General features: G+C 66.5%; 21 protein-coding genes. 6 read left to right on the forward strand and 15 right to left on the reverse strand.

Annotation, left to right across the window (positions count from 1 at the left end):
* Nucleotides 1–48 precede the first annotated feature (48 nt).
* Entirely contained in the window at nt 49–1968 is a 1920-nt protein-coding gene (locus BN1555_RS08010; protein WP_093798722.1) for a hypothetical protein, read from the forward strand.
* A gap of 67 nt (nt 1969–2035) precedes the next feature.
* Entirely contained in the window at nt 2036–3361 is a 1326-nt protein-coding gene (locus BN1555_RS08015) for an SUKH-4 family immunity protein (protein WP_093798723.1), read from the forward strand.
* Nucleotides 3362–3480: 119 nt separating this feature from the next.
* Here the strand turns inward: BN1555_RS08015 and BN1555_RS08020 are convergent, their stop codons facing one another.
* From BN1555_RS08020 to BN1555_RS08040, 5 genes are all read right to left on the reverse strand, one after another.
* Nucleotides 3481–3903 carry a hypothetical protein gene (locus BN1555_RS08020; protein ID WP_093798724.1) on the reverse strand — a complete coding sequence of 141 codons (423 nt, stop codon included), beginning with the start codon at nt 3901–3903 and terminating at the stop codon, nt 3481–3483.
* Between the two features lie 154 nt (nt 3904–4057).
* Entirely contained in the window at nt 4058–4717 is a 660-nt protein-coding gene (locus BN1555_RS08025) for a hypothetical protein (protein ID WP_093798725.1), read from the reverse strand.
* A 50-nt stretch (nt 4718–4767) separates the two neighbouring features.
* On the reverse strand, nt 4768–5475 hold the full coding sequence (locus BN1555_RS08030) for a hypothetical protein (RefSeq protein WP_141662827.1): 708 nt from the start codon (nt 5473–5475) through the stop codon (nt 4768–4770).
* A gap of 37 nt (nt 5476–5512) precedes the next feature.
* Complete coding sequence (locus BN1555_RS08035) at nt 5513–6793, reverse strand: putative T7SS-secreted protein (protein WP_093798727.1); 1281 nt, start codon at nt 6791–6793, stop codon at nt 5513–5515.
* Nucleotides 6793–7119 carry a hypothetical protein gene (locus BN1555_RS08040; protein ID WP_093798728.1) on the reverse strand — a complete coding sequence of 109 codons (327 nt, stop codon included), beginning with the start codon at nt 7117–7119 and terminating at the stop codon, nt 6793–6795. The genes BN1555_RS08035 and BN1555_RS08040 overlap by 1 nt, the downstream gene beginning before the upstream one ends.
* Before the next feature lie 572 nt (nt 7120–7691).
* On the opposite strand from BN1555_RS08040, the gene BN1555_RS08045 reads away from it, so the two are divergent.
* Nucleotides 7692–8488 (forward strand): IS5 family transposase gene (locus tag BN1555_RS08045; RefSeq protein WP_176710255.1). Its coding sequence is split into 2 segments (ribosomal slippage): nt 7692–8025 and nt 8025–8488, totalling 798 coding nucleotides; the frame shifts between segments, so codons are not numbered across the junction.
* Between the two features lie 8 nt (nt 8489–8496).
* Here the strand turns inward: BN1555_RS08045 and BN1555_RS38450 are convergent.
* The 10 genes from BN1555_RS38450 to eccB form a co-directional block, all read right to left on the reverse strand.
* Complete coding sequence (locus tag BN1555_RS38450; protein WP_141662828.1) at nt 8497–9837, reverse strand: hypothetical protein; 1341 nt, start codon at nt 9835–9837, stop codon at nt 8497–8499.
* Nucleotides 9834–11006, reverse strand: a complete 1173-nt coding sequence (locus BN1555_RS08055; protein WP_093798731.1) for a WXG100 family type VII secretion target — start codon at nt 11004–11006, stop codon at nt 9834–9836. The genes BN1555_RS38450 and BN1555_RS08055 overlap by 4 nt, the downstream gene beginning before the upstream one ends.
* The gene (locus BN1555_RS08060; RefSeq protein ID WP_255305935.1) at nt 11006–11341 is read right to left on the reverse strand and encodes a hypothetical protein; all 336 of its coding nucleotides are present in this window, start codon (nt 11339–11341) and stop codon (nt 11006–11008) included. The genes BN1555_RS08055 and BN1555_RS08060 overlap by 1 nt, the downstream gene beginning before the upstream one ends.
* Before the next feature lie 139 nt (nt 11342–11480).
* Nucleotides 11481–12818, reverse strand: coding sequence for a type VII secretion-associated serine protease mycosin (gene mycP / locus BN1555_RS08065; protein WP_093798732.1), 1338 nt, complete (start codon nt 12816–12818; stop codon nt 11481–11483).
* Nucleotides 12819–12908: 90 nt separating this feature from the next.
* Complete coding sequence (locus BN1555_RS38455; protein WP_141662829.1) at nt 12909–14390, reverse strand: hypothetical protein; 1482 nt, start codon at nt 14388–14390, stop codon at nt 12909–12911.
* Between the two features lie 41 nt (nt 14391–14431).
* On the reverse strand, nt 14432–14779 hold the full coding sequence (locus BN1555_RS08075) for a hypothetical protein (RefSeq protein WP_093798734.1): 348 nt from the start codon (nt 14777–14779) through the stop codon (nt 14432–14434).
* 76 nt (nt 14780–14855) lie between these two features.
* Nucleotides 14856–16136 carry a type VII secretion-associated serine protease mycosin gene (gene mycP, locus BN1555_RS08080; RefSeq protein WP_093798735.1) on the reverse strand — a complete coding sequence of 427 codons (1281 nt, stop codon included), beginning with the start codon at nt 16134–16136 and terminating at the stop codon, nt 14856–14858.
* Between the two features lie 196 nt (nt 16137–16332).
* Nucleotides 16333–16617: a WXG100 family type VII secretion target gene (locus BN1555_RS08085; protein WP_093798736.1), complete on the reverse strand. Its 285-nt coding sequence runs from the start codon at nt 16615–16617 to the stop codon at nt 16333–16335.
* Nucleotides 16618–16664: 47 nt separating this feature from the next.
* Complete coding sequence (locus BN1555_RS08090; protein ID WP_093798737.1) at nt 16665–16976, reverse strand: WXG100 family type VII secretion target; 312 nt, start codon at nt 16974–16976, stop codon at nt 16665–16667.
* A gap of 205 nt (nt 16977–17181) precedes the next feature.
* Entirely contained in the window at nt 17182–18774 is a 1593-nt protein-coding gene (gene eccB, locus BN1555_RS08095; RefSeq protein WP_093798738.1) for a type VII secretion protein EccB, read from the reverse strand.
* Between the two features lie 311 nt (nt 18775–19085).
* On the opposite strand from eccB, the gene eccE reads away from it, so the two are divergent.
* From eccE to BN1555_RS08110, 3 genes are all read left to right on the forward strand, one after another.
* Nucleotides 19086–20411 carry a type VII secretion protein EccE gene (eccE, locus tag BN1555_RS08100; RefSeq protein WP_093798739.1) on the forward strand — a complete coding sequence of 442 codons (1326 nt, stop codon included), beginning with the start codon at nt 19086–19088 and terminating at the stop codon, nt 20409–20411.
* Entirely contained in the window at nt 20411–21250 is an 840-nt protein-coding gene (locus BN1555_RS08105) for a hypothetical protein (protein WP_093798740.1), read from the forward strand. Before eccE ends, BN1555_RS08105 begins: the two co-directional genes overlap by 1 nt.
* Before the next feature lie 205 nt (nt 21251–21455).
* A complete protein-coding gene (locus tag BN1555_RS08110) occupies nt 21456–23180 on the forward strand; it encodes an SCO5717 family growth-regulating ATPase (RefSeq protein ID WP_093798741.1) in 1725 nt (574 codons plus the stop codon).
* The last annotated feature ends 10 nt before the right edge of the window (nt 23181–23190 follow it).

The raw sequence follows: 23190 nt of genomic DNA on the forward strand, positions 1-23190 counted from the left end.
GAAGCGAACTCCTCCGCACACGTATAAGCAAGTGGGAGACGGAAAGCCATGACCGGCTCGACCGACAACTACGCACCACACCCTCACATCGGTGGGCGCACTGCTGCCTTGCGTGCGATGGCCGCGTGGCGGATGGACTGGCCCGGGGCACCACGTGTGGTGCTGCTCACCGGGAATTCCGGCAGTGGGCGCTCCCGGCTCCTCACAGGGTTCCTCATGCTCTGCGACCCCGAGTTCCGTAAGCAGTTGATCCTGGACGAACTCGACCCCTCGACCGTACCGCCGGAGCTCCCTGCTCCTGCCGTGCCCAGTCCACGGGGACTGACCTCAGCACAGTTCCTGTGGGTACTCGCCGATCACTACGGTCTGGAAGTCTCCGACACCGCAGCGGTGTACGCCGGGTTGGCGGGGCTCGGGCCACTGACCGTCGTTGTACCAGATGTCGATCGCGCGGGCCCGATCCGGGCCGCGGAAGAACCGGTCCGGCTGGTACGGGACGTCCTCGCACCGCTCGCTGCGACACCGAGCATCCGCCTGCTCGTCGAGGTGCCACGCAAACTCGTTGCCGAGTTGCACAAGGGCCTCCCGCCCGGCACAACGCAGGTCATCGACCTCGACGATCCAGAGTGGGCCGACCCGGAGGGCCTTGCCCTGCAAGCCGAGACAATGCTGAATCCTCAGTTTTTGGCACCCGGGTTGCCCTTCACCGCCGACGCTGCTGTGCGTGGGACTCTGGCCAAGAGCATCGGTCGACGAGCCGGAACCAGTCCTTTGGTGGCAGAACTCGCGGTCAACAGCATTCTGACCGCGCCAGAGGGGGTCGACCCCGGCGATGAACAGCAATTGCCCACTACGATCGGTGAGGCCCTTGATCTGCACGCCAGGAGACTCGGTGTGGATCCCCAGTCGCTACGACTCATGCTCGCCCCGCTGGCACTCGCCGAAGGGCAGGGTCTTCCCATCGAGTTGTGGGCGCCGCTCGCGAGTGCGGTCGCCGGCCGGGACATGCGGGCGGCGATCGCGGACGGGATGACTCTGGCGGGTCCGTTTGTGCAGCCTGTCGTAATCGAAGAGGACGCGATCACCGAGCGGACATTGATCCGCCTGCTGCACCCTGCCATCGCCGATCAGGTGCGGGCAGACCTTCCACGGATTCGAGCAGCACAATCCCAGATCGCGATGGCTCTTCTCCAGTCGGTGCCTGATCAGGACTGGGGTCTTGCGGATCCATATGTCTGCGACTACATCGCAGCGCATGCCCTCGAAGCCGGGCTGTTGCCGCAGCTCCTCACCGACCCGGGCCTGTTCGTCCACGCCGACCCGGTCACGCTGCGTGCAGTTGTGGAAACCGTGCCGGTCGACACACTCGGGGCGCCCGCCCGCACCTATCTGCGCACCGCCCCCCTCCTGACCCGTACCCAGGGTTCCGCGTTGCTGCGTGCCGCCCTACTGGAGTCCGCTTTCATTGAGGACAGGCTGCCCGAGTACGCCGAGGCAGTGCGTCGGCTCGACTTCGATCTCCCCTGGCAAACTCTCTGGAGCGTGCCGGTGCCCGGCATCAGCAAGGTGACCACCGCGCGCCTTCCGGGCGCCAACGGAACTGACATGCCCGTGGCCGTACTTGTGGTGCCCGCTGACACCCCCGGAGCTCAACCCGCTGAGGCAGCCGGCCACTCGGCGGTCCTTGTCCACAGTCTTGTACATCCGGCCACCCCTCTCGGGGGAGTCGACCTGGAACAGATTGTGCGCCCTTCCGAAGAGGAGCGTGCCGCCTCGCCTTTCGGCCTCAGCCGAGGCTCCGACTATGTCCGGGTGTGGGACCGTACGAACGACGAGGCGGTTACCGCGCTCATCTCCGACTCCCCCTTCACCAGCGTTGACCTGTCGCCCGAGGGCATCCTCCTCGTAGCAACAGCGCACGGCGCCAAGGCCCTTCGGATCCACTCAGAGGACTCAGTGGCAGCCTGATAGCCCGCGTTCTCTCCACACAGCCATTGCCGCCGGCGTTCGCGCCACAGCCCTCAAGGAGCCTCCAGTGACCACCCAGGAGCAGGCACTCGCCACCGCCGACCGTTGGCTCAACCCAGAGGGTTCAGGGGACCGTCGTGAGGTCAGGATGCGGGAGTTCGATCTGGGCTGGGTGGTGTGGGCCGCGCCCGCGCCGCTGGAGCAGGATCCGGAGACCGGGGAGCGGCGGCCGCCCGCGGAGGTCGGGGACGCGTGCGGAGTGGTCGACCGGCGTACCGGTGAGCTGACGGTCTGGCCTTCGGTTCCCGTCGACGAGGTCGTACGGATGTACCGGCAGAAGCACGGCGGCAGCACATCCGGTGGTGGGACGGCCGGGGACTCCCGCCCAGTGACCGGCCCCGGCAACACCTCCGTCTTCACCTACACCGACCCGGCCACCGGCGAGGAGACCACCCTCTTCCGCAACTCCGGCCCCGGCCTCCCGCCGTCCGAGCACCAGGCGGCCGGTGAGCTGCGTCGGATGGGCGTGCCCAATGAGAACGTTCTCGCCATCCACACCGACCTGCGTCCCAGCCTGCTCCCGGGCGGCTACACGGCCGAACTCCTCAACACATACAGAAACGCAAGCCTCTCCTGCTCCCAGACCTACGGCGCCCGCCCCGAGGACCGCGCGGAGGGCATTGCCGGACTGGTCCAGCACGTCGAGACGATGCACCGGATCGCCGGCCAGCAGCCACCGCCCCGCCCCCACCGTGTCCCCGTCCCCACAGACGTGCCTCCTGCCGAGCCTTTGCGAGACGTAGCCCTCGGCCGTCACCTCACCGATGTCTTCGGCACCGACGGCGTCCGTCGCTACGACGCCGACGACCTCGCCATCACCCAACTCCCCGAGGAAGCGCAGTCGTTGCTCACGTGGGCCGGGCTTCCCGTCGACCTGCCCCTGTTTTTCACCACGGACCGGCCCGACGCTCCCCCGGCGGGCGGCCTTTTCACCGACGTGGCCACCAATCTGCGGGAGCGCCGCAGCCCGGCCGGTGAGGGGAAGATCGGTGCCCTCGCGCACCTGACCCGCATCGGCTGGGACGGCGTCGCCGTACTCGCCGTACAGTGCCTGCCCGGCTCGACGGAGCCCAACGGCCTCGACGCGGTCTGGGCGATCGACCCGGTCACCGCGTCGGCCCGCTACGTGAACGTCTCGGTCGGCGCGTACGTCCGCTCCCTCGCCCTGCTCGCCACCGTCCGGGAGCGGATGCAGGGACTCGACCCGGTGGCAGCGGGCGCGGCGGTGGCGGAACTGCAGGAGCAGTTGGTCGCCGTCGACGCCACGGCGCTGGTGAATCCCGACGCCTGGTGGTCGTTGATCGTCGAGCAGATGTGGCACGGGCTGTTCTGAGTGCACTGACCGTGTACTCCGGTCGCTTTCAGCTCGTACGCAAGCACCCTGCACGGCGGGGTTGGGCCGGTGTCCGCCCCGCCCCGCCATGCGGCATGAAGCCCTGGGGGCTCGGGTGCTCAGTACAGCGAGAAGCCGCCGCTGTGCCGCCCCTGGCTCTTCTTCCGGGGCTGCTGCGCGTCCTCCCCCGAGCGCGTCGGCGTGTTCGGGCCCGAAGGCGCGCCGTCACTCGCCGGCGCTTCGCCCAGCCTGATCTGCTCCTGCTCCTCGTCGGAGAGCGTCTCCCACTGGTTGCGCAGCAAGGCCATGGGGCCACCGCTCAAAGCCCGCACCGCTGCGGGGTCGTCCAGGGCGTCGCGCAGTTGCAAGCGGCCTGACAGCAGGTTCTTCGCCGTGTCCTGGAGCTCCTTGCCGGCGCCGCCGCCGTCGGCGAGCTTATGAAGCGCGGAGTTCAGTGAGCGAACCTGCTCGGGGTCAAGCGCTTCGTCCCACACACCGCGGTCGGCATCGGGTCCCTTGGGGTTCTGCGGCTGCTGGGCCATCTCGCTTCTCCTCACTTCTCATCTCCGCAGTATCTCCCGCCATCTGAAGTCGGCGCACGTACCGCCGGACAGACGGACGGGCCGACGGCTGGTTGGGCAGGCGGAGGACGAAGCGAGTGGACGGCTGACGGGTGAACGGTGAACGGACGGGTGGTCAGAAGACCTTGCGTGCGAGCCCGGCCCGCTCAGCCCTGGCGATACGGTCCGGGCCGGCCGACTCGCGGTCCGAGGCCAGCCTGTCCCACTTTTCGGGGTGCATGAGCAGCAGGGCGCCGCTGCTCGGCACGAACGCGATGCCTCCGAACGCCAGGTCCCCTGCCACCCACACGCCGTTCTCGATGCCCTCGGGCCATGGATCGCGAAACCTGCCGCGGCGCGGCACTTCGAGCACGCGCAGCAGCGGAGACCTCGCGCCTTCGGAGTTCTTCAGCCTGAGCGTGAGCTCGGGGCGCCCCCTGGTGGCATGTTTCCCGTCCTTCTTCACGACATGCGGCCAGAACTCTTCGAAGGAATACTGGCGCAACGCCTTCCGGCACACGCGCGTGATGACGACGGCGGACGGGAGCCTGTAGAAGAGGAGGACCAGGAGCCCCATGATGCCGATGCCGGTGAAGGGCGCTGTGACGGACACGATCCAGTGCCATGTGCCGTCGAAGGCTCCCGACTGCACCAGCAACGGCGGGACGACCGCCATAACCGCGAAGGTCGCGCCGTACGCCAGGAACTTCTTGACCACACGAGAGGTCAGGCGCTTGCGCAGCTCCTCCGCGCCCGCGGCCGGGGACGCGTACTCAACATGCGGTGCTTCCGGCATGGGTCTCCTTTGGTTACGGCCACTGCTGTTCGACTCGGACACTGCCGTGGCTATCCGAAGTCGTTCCTGATGGCGTTCGTAGCGGGGGAACCCCGATCCGCGCCGCCGTCACCACCCGGCTCTCGCCGGGGCGACGGGTCGGTGAACGACAGGGTGTGCGCAACACCGAGCAACACGTCCCGGTAGTCGTCCGCGAGGTCGACAGCGGCCGTCACCAGCTGCACCACCACGATGTCGGGCATGCCGCTGCCCGTCACCGCGACCGTACCCTGCCAGACGACGTCCTCGGCAGGGACGCCGACGCCCTCGGGCGGCCTGCCGGGTGCGACCGTACGCCGCTTCTTCTCGGCGATGAAGCCCGTTCCGCACGGCAGCTCCAGAGGGCGCATGCCTTCGTCCGGGTTGTCAGCGGCGGTGCCGGCCATGCTGGCGAGGACCAGCTTGGCGTTGACCCCGGAGGCCGGGACGGTCGAGACGGTGAGTACGGAGGACACTGCTCCGCCCGCCTCGTCCGGGTGGAGCCCGATCGCGCAGCCCTGCACCTGCTGGGCGTTCATCAGACCCACGACACCGGTGTAGAACCGCACGACCTCTTCCGCACGATCGCGGAGTTCGTCGGGCAGGCTGAGTACCTGCTGGATCAGCGCCACGACCTGCTCGAACGGCGGGTCGAGATCCAACTGCAGGTAGCCGTGCGGCAGTCCGTACCAGAAGGCAGGCCGCGGCTCGCTCGCCACATCCGCGTACGTCTCAGTCACTCTTCAACCCGCTTCTCACTCGCCGTGACACGCTCGCTCACAGCCACCCCAGTAGCCCCGCGATGCTATGCGCGGTGGCAGCGGCCTTGGTGCTCTCCGCGGCATTGTGCTCGCCGCCTTCCTTGTCGACCACGCCCAGGCTTTCCAGGGACGAGACGACGTTCGCTGCCACGTTGACGCCGTTGGCGGTGATCTCGCCCATCAGCTTCGCCGACTCCGAAGCGGTATCTCCCGCCGCTCGCCAGGCATCGGCGACCTCGTCCGAGGCGGTCTTTGAGAAGGCTGGGACTATTTCCCTGACGAACGCGCCGGCTTTCTCCGTACTCGACACGGCCACACCCATCCTGCCAGCCATGCCCATGCCGTCGGCCACCTCCTTCGCCGCCACGCTGAGGGCCTTGCCGCCCGGAATCATGCCGACCGTGTCACCGACGATGGAGGCCCACGCGGAAAACATGTCCATTCCGCTGCCGCCGCCGAACAGGTCGCTCCTGAATTTCGGATCGGAGAGGTTCTTGGACATGGACGCGGCGCTTGCCACGACCGCGATGCCGGCGAACAGCGGAGCCAGCGGCGTCGGGAAGAGCGCCAGCATACCGGCGATGGCGCCTATCGTTCCGGCGTGCTCGTACAGAAAAGCCCCGACGGCCTTGATGCCGTCCCAGATGGCGTCGACGGCCTTGCTGAGCCAGCCCGGTTCCTTGGGCGCCAGCTTGTCGGTGGCGTCGTCGAGCGACTTGGCGACCGTCTCGGCGTTGTCCGAGTGCGTGGTCTCCAGCGTCTTGGCCTTGGTGATGACGTCGTCGTACGCGCCGTTGGCCTGGTTCAGCGCGGTCGTCGCCTCGTTGAGGCTGCGCTCGGCCGCCCGCAGGCGTGCTGTGGCCGCGTCGGCCTCTTCCTGGGTGTCGAACTGCCGGCCTGCGAGTTTGAGATCGGGATGCTGTCCGGCCTTGTCGTGCCGCTCCTTGGCCGTGTTGGCGGCGGACTTCTTCTCGGCGGCGGCCGCGTCGTACTTCTGCGCCAGGTCACGGTTGGCTGTCAGATAGCCGTCCCAGTTCCCCAGCTGGGCTGAGGCCTTCTCCAGCGACCGCGCGGCGTTCTTGATGTACGTCGGCAATTCGCCGTCTATCGCCTCGCGGAACGCCTTGGCCGCGTCGCCTTCCCAGTAACTGCTCTCACCGATGAGCTTCTGGAGCTGGGTGTGACATGTGCGCAGAGCGGTGGCGGCGACGGTGACCTTCTGCTTCAGCGCATTGACTTCGCCCGGTATGCCGGGAACCGGGTTCCACCCGAGGTTGGGGTAGGGATTCACAGCCATTACTTCGCGCCTTTTCCGCCCGAGGCGGACTCCTGGGCCATGTCGTTGAAGGCCTTCTCCAGGGCCTTTTCGACCTCTTCGTAGCCCTTCTTGTTCGACTTCACGCCTTCACTGATGGCGTCGATCATCTTCTTGGTTTGCTCGGACCCATATTTCCAGCGTTCCTGGAAACCGTCGCACGCCTCGTCCAGTCGCTTCGTACCGATCTGATCGGCACGGACGTGATCAAGAGCGGCACGAGCCTCATTGAGATCACGGACACAACCCTCAAGGGTTCTGAGGAACTCCCCCAGCTGATCCGTGTCTGCCTTGAAATGATCCCCCATGGACCGGAGTTCTCCCTCATCGACAACCGACTCATCACTGACAGGCGTCTTTCGGAGCAGCCCTGAAGGATTGCAGCGAAGCGCACCCGGCTGCCGGCTCAGCGGGCCGGAAGGCGTGCGGGCTCCGCGACGCTTCCTGGACAGTTTCCACAAGGGTGCGGGACAGACCTCACCAACCCTCAGCGACCAGGAAGCAGACTTCAGCCCCTCTGATCACGCCCTCCTCATAAGTCACGCAACACCTTACGACCTGCACGATCGCAAGGTCACAGCCGCCCGCGACGGGTTCCGTGGAGAACTTGTGACTTCGGCTGGCGCTGTACGCAATGTGACGAGTCGAGTGGGGGATGGACGGGCAACGGAAAGCTCTCGGTGGCAAGCGGGGCTGGCGGGGGCGTCGACCCGCGCTGCGCGTCCACCGGGAGCTTGGCGTCTTGGGCGCTTACGTCCGCTACCGCTGACGTACGAAGGTGGCGACTGGAAGCGTCTGAAACGGAGAGCCGTACGCGTCGGCTTGCATCCACTAAGAGGACGTCTCATTTGGATTGATTCGGTAATCTGGTGCCGTGGGGATTGTGGAGCGGTTGGTTCCGGATGAGTTGTGGGTGTTGTTCGAGCGGGTGGTGCCGCCTTCTCCGTCGCGGCCGCAGGGTGGTGGCCGTCGGCGGTACGGGGACCGTGAGGTGCTGGCGGCGATCGTCTTCGTGGCCACGTCGGGGTGTACGTGGCGGCAGCTGCCGCCGTCGTTCGGGCCCTCGGGGCCGACCGCTCACCGGCGGTTCACCGAGTGGAGCAAGGCCCGGGTGTGGGCCAAGCTCCACCGTCTGGTGCTGGATGAACTCGGCGCACGCGGGGAGTTGGACTGGTCGAGGTGCGCGATCGACTCGGTGAGCATGCGGGCCCTGAAAGGGGGGATCTGACGGGTCCGAATCCTGTGGACCGAGGCAAGTCTGGGTCGAAGATCCACTTGATCACCGAACGTTCCGGTCTGCCCATCTCCATCGGCATCTCGGGCGCGAACCTGCACGACAGCCAGGCCCTGGAGCCCATGGTGCGGGGTATCCCGCCCATCCGCTCCCGTCGCGGACCCCGCCGCAGGCGGCCGGCCAAGCTCCACGCCGACAAGGCCTACGACAACCGTCACCCGCGCGGATGGCTCCGATCCCGCGGCATCACCCACCGCATCGCCCGCAAAGGCATCGAGCCCTCGAAGCGTCTTGGCCGCCACCGCTGGACCATCGAGCGCACCATGGCCTGGCTCGGAGGGTGCCGCCGCCTCCACCGCCGCTACGAACGCAAAGCCGACCACTTCCTGGCCTTCACCAGCATCGCCTGCACCCTCATCTGCTACCGCAGACTCGCCAAATGAGACGACCTCTAAGAGTCGACAACTCGCACTGTGTCCGGGAGTAGGCCTTGCAGGTATCGGGTGAGGCGGCCCTTGTAAACGCTCTTAGCGACCATGGGCAGCAAGAAGGCGACAGTAGCCAGGAAAACCGTCAAGAAAGTACCCACGCCAATCGGGATAATCAGCAACGCCAGCAGACTGGCCAGCAACGCCCAAAGACCGCCAGAATGCAACGACCGATCCCGTACAGGGAACGGTCGAATCGCGCGCAACTCGCGCCCCTCCGGCAATTCTTCGCTCGCGGGAACAGGCGACCCTTCTGGCAAGTCGCCGCCGTTCGTACTTTCCAGCCACCCTTGGAGACAGCGCCGATCATTCAAAACCAGCACCGAATAACCAACCGATTTCCCATATGGCAGCTCCTGTGCCGGAGGTCTCCAGTATAGGTTGGATTGAGCATCGGTCAGGAAACGAGACAGCGGCACAGGGTCAACGACTTCGTCAAGGTAGAGATCCAAGCGTCGGCCATCCGACGTCGTCAACTGAACACACGGCTTGGGCCGCTTGATCTTGGAGCTCTTCGACGGGCGTTCGTCTACCTGTACTCCCACATGGCCAACAGTGACAGGGACGACGCGGACTCGTCCCGCCTTGAGCGCACGCTTGATAGTGTTCATAGGATCGGGACGTACACTGCCGAACAGGTTGAGCATCCAACTGAATGCAGTCCAACCAATTGCCGCGAGCACTAGCGAAGTCTCTGCTGGGCCACCGATCTGCGTCTCGAGGGAGCCCCGATCATTGTCGATGAGCGCACCGAGCCCTGGTTCTGACGGTGCATAGAGGACCCACACCTGGTCGCCGACTTCCACTGGGGAGTCCGAAGCGAACTTATCCTCGACTGGCCTGCGCCCTTGGTTAAAAGGAGCCGATACCTGAACTTTGGTGGAGTGATGACCTGACTGCTTGCTTTGAACAAACTCGGAGGAAAGAACCTTGTCGACTTCAACCTTTTCAATTGAATGCCCCGAATCAACAATCTCCCACGCCTGCGACGAGGAGGATGTTGCCGCATAAGCCACAAAGAATACAGGAACCACCCAAGTCCAAATAACGAAGCCGATCCATCCGTTACGTTGAGCTGGCCACCAATATTTACTTTCTCCCGCATTCGACAAATTCGTGGTGGCACTCCCACGAATGAAACCGATACTGCCACCAATGGCAGCAACGGCCAAAGTGAGGCAAATAAGCAGATCCCAGCGCGGCAAGGGAATGGAGGGTTGAATCAAAACGCAGACAACCGCCGCTACGGCCCCCAGACCGGCCACTACCAAGCAAATAGCCGCAGCACGGAAATTTCCGCTCATCCGAAGTCCTCACTAATGCTTCGCTGTTTGCGAGAAAACCCAGACTCTGCCCCAGTTTCCTTCTTCGGAGAACCTGATTCTCCGGGGTCTTCCGAACCAAGGATCTCCCCCCCTGCTCCGGCAGTACCAGCACCAACACCGCCTGCGGGTACCTCGATTCCGAAGTTCGGCCCTTCTCGAGGGCCGTACCTCGAAGAATCCCACCCGGGCGTGGGAGAAGGTGCGTCTTGCAATCCCTGCCTATAATGACCCGCTCCGCCTACAGCTCCCCCACCGAGACCGCCGCCTACGGCATTGATCAGCGCGTTTTTTCCCCACTCCGGATTCTCATCAGTGGTCAGGGCAGTATGACCGTCAACGGCGAGTCCGCCTGCCACGTTGCCCGCGATGCCACCCGCAACGTTTTCTCCCACATGCTTTCCGAGCCCAGTCACACCGATGTCGTCCAGCTTGGCGGCAGCCTTACCAGCCGCCCCCATACCCACGGGCGTACCAACTGCCGCCGCAAGGCCTCCCTGCCATGTCGCTTCCCACAGCTTTGCACCATCGACGCCCTCCCCAGAAGCTGCTGTGCCAATCACCGTGCCCATGGTGTTGCCACCCCAGTTAATAAAGAAACTCGCCGCCAACTTCGTCATTTTACCCGCTTGCTGGTAAGCGCGGATAGCTGTAGCGATGCGCCGGAGGAGCGTACCAAGGCGTGCAGAAATGCGGATGGCTTGGGCAGCAAGGCGAGTCACATTCGCCGCCGCGGCGCCTGCTCCGACACCAAGTGTCACGAATGACAGCGCCACTCCTACGCCAATCGAAACGCCGATTTCGACATAGATCGCATGGATCTCATCGTTGACTGTCTCGATTTCATCGGCTATTTCGTCGAGCTGCTTGGCAATATCGTCATAATCCTCTGTTGCCTCTTCGACAGCCGCCTTGAATTCGCGCCAGTGCTTTCTGAAAGCTTCAGCAGCGGGGCCACGCCAGGTGTCCCCAACGGTGTCCTCGACGTTTCTGTCCAGGGCTTTGAGGAGGCCCTCGGGGCCAGAGACATCAGTTTTAAGCTGCCGCCAAGCTTTGGCAGCTTGCCTTAGCTCATCCGGCCTACCACCAGGGTTGACTAGCTCAATCCCGAGCTCGACAAGCTCCTCAGCCCCTGACTCTTTACCGCTCACTACTTACCCCCGTCGCCCTTTTTCCCGAAAAGCGCTGCCACATCATCGTCGGTGACTTCGGTGTTGCTATTGACCTTCCTCAGAGCATCGGCAATGGCATCCAGGTGTTCATGGACAGCTTTCATAGCTTCAGCGGCGCTCGTTGAGTAGTCAACGTAAGCGGACCTGACCTCATCCGATTCCGTCAGGAAACCGAAGCCGTCAGAAATGGCTTCTTCTCCCGTCTCATCCTTGAACTTCTTCAAGTGGGCTCGCACGTCATATGCGTGCATCTCGAACTTTCGGGCCAGCTTTCTGCCCGCATCGTCCGCGTAAAAGGGTACGTCGTCAGCCACTTATCAGGGCCTCATTCCATATCGGTTGCATACGTGGAGGAGCCCATGTCCCAGCTATTCGTCCTGGCACGCAGGAGAAGGCATGGCAAGCACTGACCCGGAACCAATACAAGGTTCGGGCCAGGCAACTCTGTTCCGCCTATTGACCTTGATATGGAGGTCTTTGATTGTAAGGGTTGGGGTGCTGGGCGTGTCCCGGTGCTTCGGTGGAGTGCGGCGGCGGCCACCCATGCGACTGCTGGGGCGGATAGCCCATGCTCGGAGCAGGGGGCCCGCCGTTGGGGTCGCCGGAACCGGGGCCGGCATTGCCACGGTTTCCGCGGCTGCGCACTACGGCGAAGATGATGCCGCCGATGACTACGACGGCTGCGATGCCGCCGATGACGAGGAGCTGGCTAATCGAAGACGACTTCTTCTTAGTCTTGGTTGAACTGTCATCGTTGCCTGCCGAAGCGCTACCTGCCTTCGAAGAGGCCTGCGGCAACTTCCCCAGGGGACCTTCCTTCGGCCCCTTGGGGATGTCCATCGTGACTGCTTTGTTGGGGCGGATGATCCCGTAGCCGTAACCTTCGTCGGGCGCTTTCAGTCCCTTATGGCCAAGGAAAGAGGCCGACTTGATGAGGCGGTTAATTACCTGGCCAGCGGTCAGGTCTGGGTACTTTGCGCGGACCAAGGCGGCAGTGGCAGATACATAAGCCGCGGCATCTGAGGTGCCGCTAGACAAACCGTATCCTTGCGTTCGATTTTTATTTGCGGAGAGAATCTCGACGCCAGGAGCAGTAAGCGTCACTTGCTTACCAGTGTTAGACCTATCCCATAGGTTGGCATCTTTATCCACGGCACCGACAGCTACAACGCCAGGCAATGCTGCCGGATAGGCAACATCTCCACCATTATTTCCTGTGGCTGCAACAACAACTACGTCATGGGCTTGCGCGTACGCAATTGCCTCACGACCGGTACTCCCAGTCATCCTGCTGTACTCGTCTCCAAAAGACAAGTTTACGACCTTTGCGCCCTGGTCTACTGCATAACGAACTGCAGCGGCCCAGGTTTCCTCCAGGTTCTTGTCATCTTTTTTCTTAAGGGTACGCAGCGGCAAAATTTTCGCCTTTGGAGCGAGCCCGATCATGCCGGAGGAGCCTCCCAGACCATGGCCATGCGCCGCAATAAGGCTGGCCATGCCAGTCCCGTGCCCGACCTCATCCACCTGAGCATCCCCTCCACCTGTGAAGTCTTTCCCCTCAAGGACCTGGCCGCTCAGATCTGCATGACTTCCATCCACCCCAGTGTCAACGACGGCAACAGTCACACCTTCCCCCTGAGACTCGGCCCAGGTATCTTCCATTGAAAATACATCCAATACCCACTGCTGGTCTCTGACGTAATCAGCTGAGGCAGTCGGGGCCGAAGTGAGGAGCAAGGCTCCTGTCAGCGCCACGACTCCCGCCGCGGACCAGACTCGTTTGGTACCCAATTCCTTGCTCCTTACTTAACTACGACTGATTACGTCAGTCTTCATACACGCGAGCCGCACGGACATTCCGTGCGGCTCGTTTGTGTGTGCCTACTCGATGTTGCGCGGCACGTTCCGGTTGCGGTCCTCTTCCGAGATCCAGGTCTCTTCGTCTTCGACCAGGTAGTCGGGACGCTCGCCCCGCTCATTCTCGTCTCCGGAGCGACGGCCGTTGCGACCGCCCGTGCCTCCAGCCATGCCACCCATCATGCCGCCGCGCTGCGTTCCACCACGGCTACCGTGCAGACCCGCGCCGCCGCCAGTGCCCTTCCCCGTAATCCCCTTGGCCGCGCCGACCACACCGCCACGAGATTTTGCAAGAGCCCCACGGCCACCGGCACTGGCACCACCTCGTCCGGCAGCACCTGCACCAGCTCCACCACCCATGCCGCCCATGCCAGCTCGGGCACCAGTACTGCGGCCTGCTGCTGCTCCAGTACCGCGGCCTGCTGCCGCGCCGGCACCACCAGGGCCCCCAAGTCGACCGCCACGGCTGCCAGCGGTGCTGATTCCACCACGAGCACCACCCGCACCGAGATTCCCAGCGCCACCGGGAACCATCACGCCAGAGCCCGCACCTCCACCGACACTGTTGCCTCCACCGCCACTGATTCCGCCGGAACCCGAGCTAATGCCCGGTCCTGTCAGGCCGGGCTTGATGCTGTCCACGTTCGTACCGGTCGAGGGCGGCAACGGAACGCCTCCCGTGATGCCCTTGGGGCGAGGAACCTCAGGAGCCGTACCGATGCTCTTGGGCGGGCCTGCGCTCCACGGCTTATTACCTGAGGTCGAGCCTCCTGGCCGAGATGCACTGCCGTCGCCCACAGCGACAGGCGGCGGGTACTCCACTTCACGATTGGGCTCCTTAATATTGCCCTGATCGTCATGGTGGATTTTATTCTTTGTCAAATTCCTCTCGACACGCATGTACTGAGCGCCGAGATTCTCCATGACGGCAACACCGTTGAGGTGCGCTTCTCGGCTTGCACCGATCTTGCCCTCATTGATTTCCGCTACTTCCTTGGCGGTCAGCTTGCGGTCACCGAGATCCTCGGCCGTCGATTCGCCGTTGTCCCAGGACCAGTCACTGAGAGCGTCACCGACCTTTGCCCAGCCACTGGGTTCCTCAATGGCGTCCAGTTGCGTCTTGTAGGTACGCAACTGCCCTGCGGCATCAGCCATCTGGGAGCTATTGAGATCGGCGTGCCACGCCGCATTCCTCACGCTCTGCGCGATACCACGAGCCTTCTTCTCAAAGGCCCTCGCAGCTTCTCCGTCCCAGTGCTCCAGCACATTGTCGACCGCCTTGTCGAGCAGGCCGGCGATTCCCCCTCCCTCACCTCCGGCGAGGATTTCGCTGACCGTGCCCCAGTGACGGCCGGTCTCTTCAATAGCGCCCGGGTTGGTACCTTCAAGCATCTGCTTGAGCTCTTTGAGCGGGTAATTGATGAACTCAGTCTTGGTTTGAGGTCGCCCTGCGATGCAGGTCTCACCCTCAAGTGCTGGCTTGGGCAGCTCTTTTTCGCCGGCCATTTCGAACCCTTCCCCTCAGTAGGTGATTCTCGATCGGACCGCTAGTCCCACTTGCCGTTCGAGCCCCCGGAGTTACCACCCATTTGACTCTTGTTCGCATACTCTTGCTCGGTGTACTTGTCCTTGACCTTGGAGGTGCTCTTGCCGAACTGGTCGATCAGCCCGTGCAGCCCCTTGATCGCGCCCTCGAGGTCGCCCTTCGTCTCTTTGTGAGCATTGAAGAGATCGCTAGCCTCCAGGAAGACGCCCGGCTTCCCGAAGGCGGTCATCGGGATGTCCGTCCGGTACCGCGACGTCTCTCCCGCCTTGTCCATGTCGTCCAGCAGCGTCCAGAGCTTCTTGATCACTTCATCGAGTGCACTCAGATCCACCCGCATTCCGTCGCTCATACCCCGTGTCCTCTCCCCTGTTTTCCAAAATTTTCAGCGCCAACACCCGTTTGCACAACGTAAATACGTCGCCGCACTACCCCGACTGCCTGGCGCGCTTGTTGCGCCAGTCCCGCACCGCGATTCCGCTGCCGCTCACCACGAGCACCAGCAACAGGCCCGTGCCCACCACGTACATCGCGACCCGGCGCTCCTGCTCCGCCTCCGTCTCGCCCATCGTCACTGCCATGGGGATGACCTCGCCCGCGCCCGCCTTGACCGGTGGGTCCGGTTGCGGGCGGGTGCCCGGGGTGGAGTCGTCCGAGAGGGCGGCCACCGGGTCCACTACGCCCCAGCCCAGGTAGCGGTTCGGGCCGCGGCCCGGGCGTTGGGCTGTTTCCTGGATGCGGGCGGCGAGTTGGGCTGCGGACCACCGCGGGTGCTTTTCCTTCAGCAGTGCCGCCACGCCCGCGACGTACGGGGCCGCGAAGCTCGTGCCGTCCGCCGTGCACTGGCCGCCCTTCGGGACGGTCGAGACCATGCTGACGCCGGGGGCCGCGATGTCCACGAAGTCGCCCGCCTGCGAGAAGAAGGCGCGTTCGTCGTTGCGGTCCGAGGCCGCCACCGCCAGGACACCCGGGTACGACGCCGGGTACGTGTTGGCGGACTTGCCGTCGGCGCCGTCGTTGCCGGAGGCCGCGACGATCAGGGCGTCGGCCTCCACGGCCGCCGCCACGGCGTTTCGCAGCTCCGTGTTGTCCTGCTTGTTCGCGGTGTCCGAGGAGATGTTGATGATTTCCGCGCCCTTGGCGACCGCGTCGCGGATCGCGGCGGACATCGTCCTCGAGTTGCCCTGTTTCTCCTCCGCGCCGGTGTAGCGCAGCGACAGGATCTTGGCTTCCGGTGCGATGCCGGCGAAGCCGGTGCCCGGGATCTCGCGGGCCGCGATGATGCCCGCGACCCGGGTGCCGTGGCCCTCGATGTCCTCGGCGCCGTCACCCGACTTGCCGACGTAGTCCTTGCCGCCGGCCGCCATCGCACCGCGCAGCTGCGGGTTCTTGTCGTCGACGCCGGTGTCGATCACGGCGACCGTCACACCCTTGCCCGTCGCCTGCTCGCGCAACTGGTCCAGGAGTACGCGCTGGAGCGACCACGGCGTGGACTTGATGATGTCGCCGCCGAAGACGCACTCGGAGCTGGAGGACAGCCCGAATGTCGGGTTGTCGGCGTCTGCGAGGCGGGTGGGGGCCGGGCCGGTGGCGAGTGCCGGCGGGGCGGATGCCAGACAGGCCCCGGTGACCGCCAGTACGCCAAAGACCCGCTGCAGTGCGCGGGTTCCACTCGTGCGCGTACGCGGACGGGGTGTCAGGACCCCCATGATCAGGCTCCCCAGGCTTTTTGCTTCCGCCGGAGCTGTGGTCGCAGCCGCGGCTGCGGCTCCGGTGGAAGTTTTCATTGTGTTGACAGTGCTGCTTCCGGGGCCTTCTTCAGTGGCACCGGAAAGTGGGTCGGCCCAGCGGACACCGTGGCGGCATCGGCCGGGCCGGCCCATCTCGTCTCATCTCGAGCGCGGATCAGCTCCAGGTGTTGGCGTTGCTCTTCTCCGTGGCCTGGTAGTTCTCGGCCGAGCTCTGCAGCGCCGCGGAGATCTTCATCAGGGTCGAGTGGAGGGCCGCAGCGGTCTGGTCCCACTCGCGCTGCTTGCGCTGGTAACCCTCCTGCGCCTCACCTTCCCAGGTGGTGGCGACGCGCTTGACCGCAGCCTCTACATCGTCGAGCTGCTGCTTGATGCGGTTGGCGGTGTTGCGCACGTCCGTGGACGCGTTGGTGATGGTGGCGTAATTGACGAGAATCGACATCGTCGCTCCCTTTCAGGAAGAAGTTTCAGGAAGTCGCAGAGAGTTGATCAGCCGAAGTCGGACATGATCTTGCTCACTTCGGCGTTCTGCTGCTCTTCCGAAGCGGTGTAGTTGCTCCGCGTGGAGTCCACGGCTTCTTTGATGCCCTCGAGGATGGCGCTCATGTTCTTGGCCTCCTCGTTCCACCGGTTCTGGAGCTCGTGGTAGGACTTGGCCGCCTGGCCCTGCCAGCCGCCCGCAACCTGGTCGATCACTCCGCCAAGACGGCGAATCTCGCCCTGGATCTGACCATTCACCGTGGTGATCTGGCTCGAGAGCCTGGTCAGCTCATCTTCTGTTACCCGAAACTGCCCGGCCATGGTGAACCTTCCCCCATGTCGTTGATGGTCCGGGAAGCCTGTGCCACTCCCCGGATAAGCGTCATATCAGTGAGCACTGCAAGCACTCTATCGTCCGCCTGTCGCCCATCCATATGCGGCGACCATCAGTTACAGACTTCACACATGCGTGCGGCAACTCTGTGATCAGAACGACCAAGTCGAGCCGCACGCCCGCCCGTTGACCTCACTGGCTCTGCGGCTGCGCGGCGCTTCCGGTGTCCAGCGTGGGGCCCTTCGGAATGAACTTCGCCCATGCCTGCGGGACGACCGCGGGGTTGGACACCTTCTCGTACCCCAGGCGTGTTCGTGCCTTGTCCGTCTCGCTCGCTTCACCCTGCGCCGACGAGGACGAGGAGGCCTCGCCGCTCTTGTCCGCCGCGCTGTCGTTGTTCGTCGGCAGCGAGTAGCGCAGGCCCGTGTCGGTCAGCAGGTACGTCGCGCCGCCGCCCTGCACCGAGCCCGTGACCTCCTGGAAGAGCAGCCCCGAACCGGAGGAGACGTAGGCGTTCAGCGAATCGGCGATGACCTTCTTGGGGTACGTCGTCCCGGCCCAGGCCGCGAGCTTCGGCTTCTTGTCCGCGCCGACGGTGCCGCTGTAGACGCTGCAGGAGGTGGTGTTGGCCACGCCGGTCGCCGTAGTCGCGGAGACGGAGTTGGCCTGCTGCGGGACGGTCTGCGGCCAGCCCTTGTCCGCGTAGAAGTTGTCCGCCGGGCCGCCGTTGGCGTCGATGATGTCCGGGGTGTCGGCCTTGATGTCGGCGATCTCGTCGGTTCCGTACGCCTGCTTCGCGGACGGCGAGCGCTTGAGCAGGTCGGCGACGAACGGCGTGATCGCGGCGACCCGGTCCTTCAGCACGACGTAGTACTGATCGCCCTGGGCGTCCTGTGCCTTGAGCACCCGGCCCACCGTCCCCGCCTCGGCGGGAAGCCCTTCGACCGCGGTCGGCGTTCCGAGGGACGGCACCGTCGGGAACGTGATGACGCCGCCCGGGTTGAGGGTCTGCAGCCACTCCGTGCTCACCGGCTGCGGTTCGGCCGTCGTGCCGATGACGGCGGCGCGCAGCTGCTCCATCGTGGTGTCGTCGAGGCGCGGTGTGCCGCCCAGCTGGAAGGCGTTGCCCTGGCCGTCGATCAGGTACTCGACCTTGGTCCTGGCGTCGACGACGTACAGCGCCTCGCGCGCGTCGACCTTCCCCGGGTTCTTGACCGACTTCGCGTCGTCGCCGTCGAGGACGAAGACGGCACGGTCGATGGAGGTGTTCGAGCCGGGGGCGGGGCGCTCGCAGACCGCCCAGGTCTTCGCCTTCTCGGCGTCGTCCTTGGTGGGCAGCCGGTCGGGGGCGTACGGGATGCCGAGCGTCGCGCCGTGCGGGATGCCGCTCTTGTCGATGTCCTTGCCGGGCACCTCGATGACGCTGCCCTTGCCCTTGTCGAGAAGGAGCTTGGCGGAGGCGTAGTTGAGGACGGGGTGCAGCGTCGGCACTTCCTTGCCGTTCGGACCCTTGTCCTTGATCACGACGTAACGCGTCGTGGAGTCGCTGTCGACGATGATGTGTTCGCCGGCGGTGTCCCAGCCTTTGGGTGCCGACGGCTTGAGCACGCCCCAGGCGATGAAGCCCACCACCAGCACCACGCCCACCGCCAGGCTGGGCATCACGGTACGGACCGGACGCGGCGCGCCTTCGTCCGATCCCCCGGGCGATGGTGCCAGGAACGCTGCGACGGTGCGCTTGCGAGCGAACGTATAGGCGGCGAGCTCATCCCGACGCGTTGCCATGGTCCTGGCTCTCCCGTGTGGTCGTGCGTGAAGAAGGATCGTGCGTAAGGCTGCTTCAGCTGGGCAGGGGAACCACTATGCACTGCGCCCCGCGACCGTGATCCATCAGGTGTGGGGTCCCCGCCGCATCTTCACAGCCCCGTGTCGTGTTCGTAGTCCGGCACCTGTGTCGCCCCGTGTTCATCAGCGGGTACCGTGACCACTCGCACAACTGACGTGGGCAATTGCGGCCCTTGGCCCCGGCGCTGAGATCTCCACCGGCGATCTCCACCGACGAGGGCCACCACTTCGCGAAAGGGACCTCCCGGGGGATGACCAGCGCTACGAGCACTCGGCGCGGACGCCGCGCACAGCAGCAACCGGGCAGTGGCCGCAGAACCGCGCCGTCCCCGGCTCCCTCCATCACCTCCACCACCGCGGCGCCACGTACGCTGCCCCACCCCGGTGGCATGGGTCCGCTGCGGCTGCAGCAGCTCATCCTGGTGGAGCTCGCGGCGGCCGTCATGCTGGTCGCCTGGGTCGCGTCCGAGCGCTGGCTGCTCGCCCCGGCCGGCGCCGTTGCCGCGCTGCTGCTGCTTCTGGCGATCGTGCGCCGGCACCACCGGCCGCTGCCCGAGTGGTACGAGACGACACGCGCCCTCAAACGCCGCCGGCGTGAGGCCGAACTGCCCGTGCCGCCCGGTACGGACCCGTTGCTGGCCCCCACCGTGGAGTGCGACTCCGCCCTGCGGACGTACACCTTCGTCTCCCGTGACGACCGCTCGATCGGCATGATCGGCGACGGTTCGTTCCTGACCGCGGTGCTCTTCGTGCAGCCGGGCGACGAGCCGCTGCGCCCCGGTTTCGCCGGGCGGCAACTGCCGCTCCAGCTGATCCAGGACGCCCTGGAGGTCGACGGCATCCGGCTCGCCTCCGCGCAGGTGGTGCAGCACACCCAGCCGGCGCCCGCGCCGCACCTGCCCCCGCAGTCCATCGCCGCACGGTCGTACGGGCCCCTCCAGGCCCGTGCCGGGTCCCCCGCGCTCCGGCTCACCTGGGTCGCCCTCAAGCTCGACCCCGAACTGTGCCCCGAGGCGGTGGAGGCGCGCGGAGACGGCGTTGCCGGTGCCCAGCGCACGCTGCTGCGGGTGGCGGACCAGTTGGCGAGCCGGCTGGCCGGGGCCGGCTTCGAGGCGACCATCCTCGACGAGAACGAACTCGTGCAGGCGCTCGCGACCTCCAGCTGCCTCAACCCGCGGGCCAACGCGCAGCACGGCCAGGACGGCCGGCCCGCTCAGCGGCGCACGGTCGAGTCGGTGCGGAGCTGGCGGGTCGACGACCGGTGGCACTCGACGTACTGGATCTCCCGCTGGCCGCAGTTGGGGGACGGCGGTGTCTCACTGCCGCAGCTGATCACGCAGTTCACCTCGCTGCCCGTGCTCGCGACGACGTTCAGCATGACGCTGAGCAAGGCCGGCAACCGGGGCGTCTCCGTCACCGGGCATGTGCGCATCACCGGCCGCGGTGAGAACGAACTGGGCCAGGTCCGGCGGGATCTGGAGCGTGACGCGAGCGCGTCCAAGGTCGGCCTGGTGCGCCTGGACCGGGAACAGGTACCCGGAGCTCTCGCCACCCTGCCTCTCGGAGGTACCTCCTGATGTCCTACCCCACACCGACCATGAACCCGGGGCAGCGGGGCCAGGAGCCCGCCCGCACCCCCGCGCACGTGGCCTCGCCCACCGACACGGGTCTGATCCCGATCGTCCGTCCGGACGCGCCCCAGCAGCAACGGCGCATCTTCAGCCCGGGGTTCGGGCTGCGCGGGCCGCGCCGCAACCGTCATGTCGTCACCGCCGAGGAGGTCGCGGCGATCAGCGTGCCGATCGGCGACGACGGCGTGATCATCGGCACCGACCCGGAGTCCCAGCCGGCGGTGCTCGGCCTGGCCCGCCCCAACCCCTTCGACGTCGTCGTGGTGGGCGGCCTGTGGCTGGCCCAGGTGCTGGCGCTGCGCGCCGCCGCGACGGGCGCGCGCGTGGGCGTCGAAACCGGCCGCCCGCAGGCCTGGCAGCAGCTGGCCCAGGCTGCGGGTGGCGGCCAGCAGTGCATGACGGTCTACCCGGTGGGACGGGTTCCCGCACAGGGACCGTCGGTCTCCAGCCCGGTGGTGCTGATCCGCGACTGCGGCGTACGTCCGCCGCGCGGGCGTGTGACGTCCCTGCCGTGGCAGGCCGTGGTGACCGTGCTGCCCTTCGTCGGCGAGCACGCGCCGCGCTGGCTGATGCAGGCGCAACTGGTCGGGATCCAGCGCATCTCGCCTCAGGAGACCGAGGTCGTACGGGAGACCCTGGGCGTCCCGGCCGAGCATCTGGAGATGCTGCCGACCCTCTCCGACAACGTCACCCTGTGGTGCACGCGCAAGCATCGCAAGTACGTCATGACCGAGCCCACGGACGCGGAGACGGGTCTGCTCGGCATGGCCCGCCGCCTGGACTGAGTACTGCCGCCTGGGAGTCGGCCGGGCGCGGTCGCCGGAGGAGCAGCGGAGCCGGTCCGCACGCAAGGGCGCTTTTCCGTACCGTGGGGCGAAAGATTAGTGTTCCGGTGATGCGGTGAACGTCGCAGCGGCGTAGGACGCGCCACCCCATCCGCCCGACCGCGACGATGCACTCAGCAGCAGTGGCTGACCAGGAGGCAAAGCAGTGAACAGGGATCGGTCCGAGTACGACGGCGGCGGCCAGTCCTCGGACGGGGACGACCGCGAGCTGGATCTCACCGGCGAGTTCGAAATCGTCTACGAGCCTCCTGCCTGGTACGACCAGAGCGCGCGGGGTGGCTCCGCGCAGGGCGGGCAGGGGGGCGCCGGACAGGTGTCTCCGCCGCCGCCGACCGGGCCGCCGCTGGGGCCGACGGGTGGTCCCGCGCAGCAGGGGGTGCCCGCGCCCCAGGCCCCCACGCCGGCCCAGCCGTACGCGCAGGGTGGCTACGGGTTTCCGCAGCAGCCGGGGCCGGGCGCGCCCCAGCAGGCGGCGCCTCGGCAGGCCGCTGGATACGGGTATCCGCAGCAGCCCGCGCCCGGTGGGTACGGGTATCCGCAGCAGCCCGGACCGGCCGCGCCGCAGCAGGCCGCGCCCGGCGTGCCCCAGCCGGCCCAGGACCCCTCCGGCTACGGGTATCCGCAGGCGCAGGCCCAGCCGGCCGGGGCCGGCGCGCCCCCGCCCGCGGTGCCCGCGCCCGGTTTCCCCGTACTGCGTCCGGTCGCCGAGGACGCGCAGGTGAACCCGTCGCAGGCCGCCCCGGCGGCGAGCGTCCCCGAGCAGCCCGCCCCCGAGCAGCCCGCCCCCGCCCAGCAGATCCCCGAGCCGGACTACGCCGCTGCCGACGCCGAGGCGGCAGCGCTGTTCGGCGGGGCCGACGACGCCGAGGAGCCGGCGGAGGAGCACGGCGGTGAGGCGGAGCCGGGCGGCTCCGAGGCCACGCCCGGTGCCGAAGGAGGCGCCGGCACCGACTCGGCACCGGACCTTCAGCCCGGTCCGGACACGGACACGGAGAGCGAAGCCGTGTCCGGTGCCGACGAGCGGACCGGGTCCGCGGCAGCAGCGCCCGCCGCGGCCGAACCCCAGCCGGTGGCGCAGGCCCAGCCGCAGAGCGAGCCCGCTCCGCGGGCCGCCGCGCCTCACGCCGGTACGGCTCCGCGGGACTCCCAGGGCCTCCCACCGCTGCCGCAGGGTTACCAGCCCGCACAGCCCGTTCAGGGCGCACCGCAGCAGCCGGTCCAGCCCGACCAGCAGGCCGCGGCCGCACAGGCCGCCGGGTACGGCTACCCCCGGCCGTTCGCCCAGCCGCAGCCGCAACACCAGCCCTTCCCGCAGGGCACCTTCGGCGCGGCCCAGCCGCTGCCTCCGGTGCAGCAGCAGCCCTCCCCCCAGCAGCACCCGGGCTACCCGGCGCAGGGCGGGCAGGCCGCACCCGGTTACCCGCAGCCCCAGCAGCAGACGCCGCAGGCCGCGCAGCCGCAGCCCGCACACCCGCAGCAGCCTCAAGCCGGCTACAACTACCCGCCCCAGCAGGCCGGTTACGGTTACCCGCAGCCCGCGCAGCCCGCGCCCCCGCAGCCGGCCGTACAGCCGCAGCAGATGCCGCAGGCCCAGCAGCCTCCGTACCAGCAGACGCCGCCGCAGCAGCACCCCTCGGCCCCGCCCGCCTACGGCTCCCAGGGCTGGACCGCCCCGGCGGGCCCTCAGGCCGGTACCCCCAGCAGCAGGCGGCGCCCGGCACCCCGCTCGGTTACAACGCCGCCGTCGAGCTCTCCTCCGACCGGCTGCTGCGCAACCAGCCCAAGGCCCGTAAGAACAACTCCGGACCGTCCCGCTTCAAGCTCGGCGCCAAGAAGGAAGCGGAGGAGCGGCAGCGCAAGCTGGCGCTGATCCGCACACC

It is taken from the genome of Streptomyces sp. Wb2n-11, from assembly GCF_001049855.1.
Lineage (GTDB): Bacteria > Actinomycetota > Actinomycetes > Streptomycetales > Streptomycetaceae > Streptomyces > Streptomyces altiplanensis.

Excerpts from the sequence above, each read along its gene's own strand:
- eccE (WP_093798739.1), top strand. The coding sequence starts at position 19,086 with ATGACCAGCGCTACGAGCACTCGGCGCGGACGCCGCGCACAGCAGCAA.
- BN1555_RS08010 (WP_093798722.1), top strand. The coding sequence starts at position 49 with ATGACCGGCTCGACCGACAACTACGCACCACACCCTCACATCGGTGGG.
- BN1555_RS08075 (WP_093798734.1), bottom strand. The coding sequence starts at position 14,779 with ATGAGCGACGGAATGCGGGTGGATCTGAGTGCACTCGATGAAGTGATC.
- BN1555_RS08025 (WP_093798725.1), bottom strand. The coding sequence starts at position 4,717 with ATGCCGGAAGCACCGCATGTTGAGTACGCGTCCCCGGCCGCGGGCGCG.
- BN1555_RS08035 (WP_093798727.1), bottom strand. The coding sequence starts at position 6,793 with ATGGCTGTGAATCCCTACCCCAACCTCGGGTGGAACCCGGTTCCCGGC.
- eccB (WP_093798738.1), bottom strand. The coding sequence starts at position 18,774 with ATGGCAACGCGTCGGGATGAGCTCGCCGCCTATACGTTCGCTCGCAAG.
- BN1555_RS08040 (WP_093798728.1), bottom strand. The coding sequence starts at position 7,119 with ATGGGGGATCATTTCAAGGCAGACACGGATCAGCTGGGGGAGTTCCTC.
- BN1555_RS38455 (WP_141662829.1), bottom strand. The coding sequence starts at position 14,390 with ATGGCCGGCGAAAAAGAGCTGCCCAAGCCAGCACTTGAGGGTGAGACC.
- BN1555_RS08020 (WP_093798724.1), bottom strand. The coding sequence starts at position 3,903 with ATGGCCCAGCAGCCGCAGAACCCCAAGGGACCCGATGCCGACCGCGGT.
- mycP (WP_093798735.1), bottom strand. The coding sequence starts at position 16,136 with ATGGGGGTCCTGACACCCCGTCCGCGTACGCGCACGAGTGGAACCCGC.
- BN1555_RS08090 (WP_093798737.1), bottom strand. The coding sequence starts at position 16,976 with ATGGCCGGGCAGTTTCGGGTAACAGAAGATGAGCTGACCAGGCTCTCG.
- BN1555_RS38450 (WP_141662828.1), bottom strand. The coding sequence starts at position 9,837 with ATGAGCGGAAATTTCCGTGCTGCGGCTATTTGCTTGGTAGTGGCCGGT.
- BN1555_RS08085 (WP_093798736.1), bottom strand. The coding sequence starts at position 16,617 with ATGTCGATTCTCGTCAATTACGCCACCATCACCAACGCGTCCACGGAC.
- BN1555_RS08105 (WP_093798740.1), top strand. The coding sequence starts at position 20,411 with ATGTCCTACCCCACACCGACCATGAACCCGGGGCAGCGGGGCCAGGAG.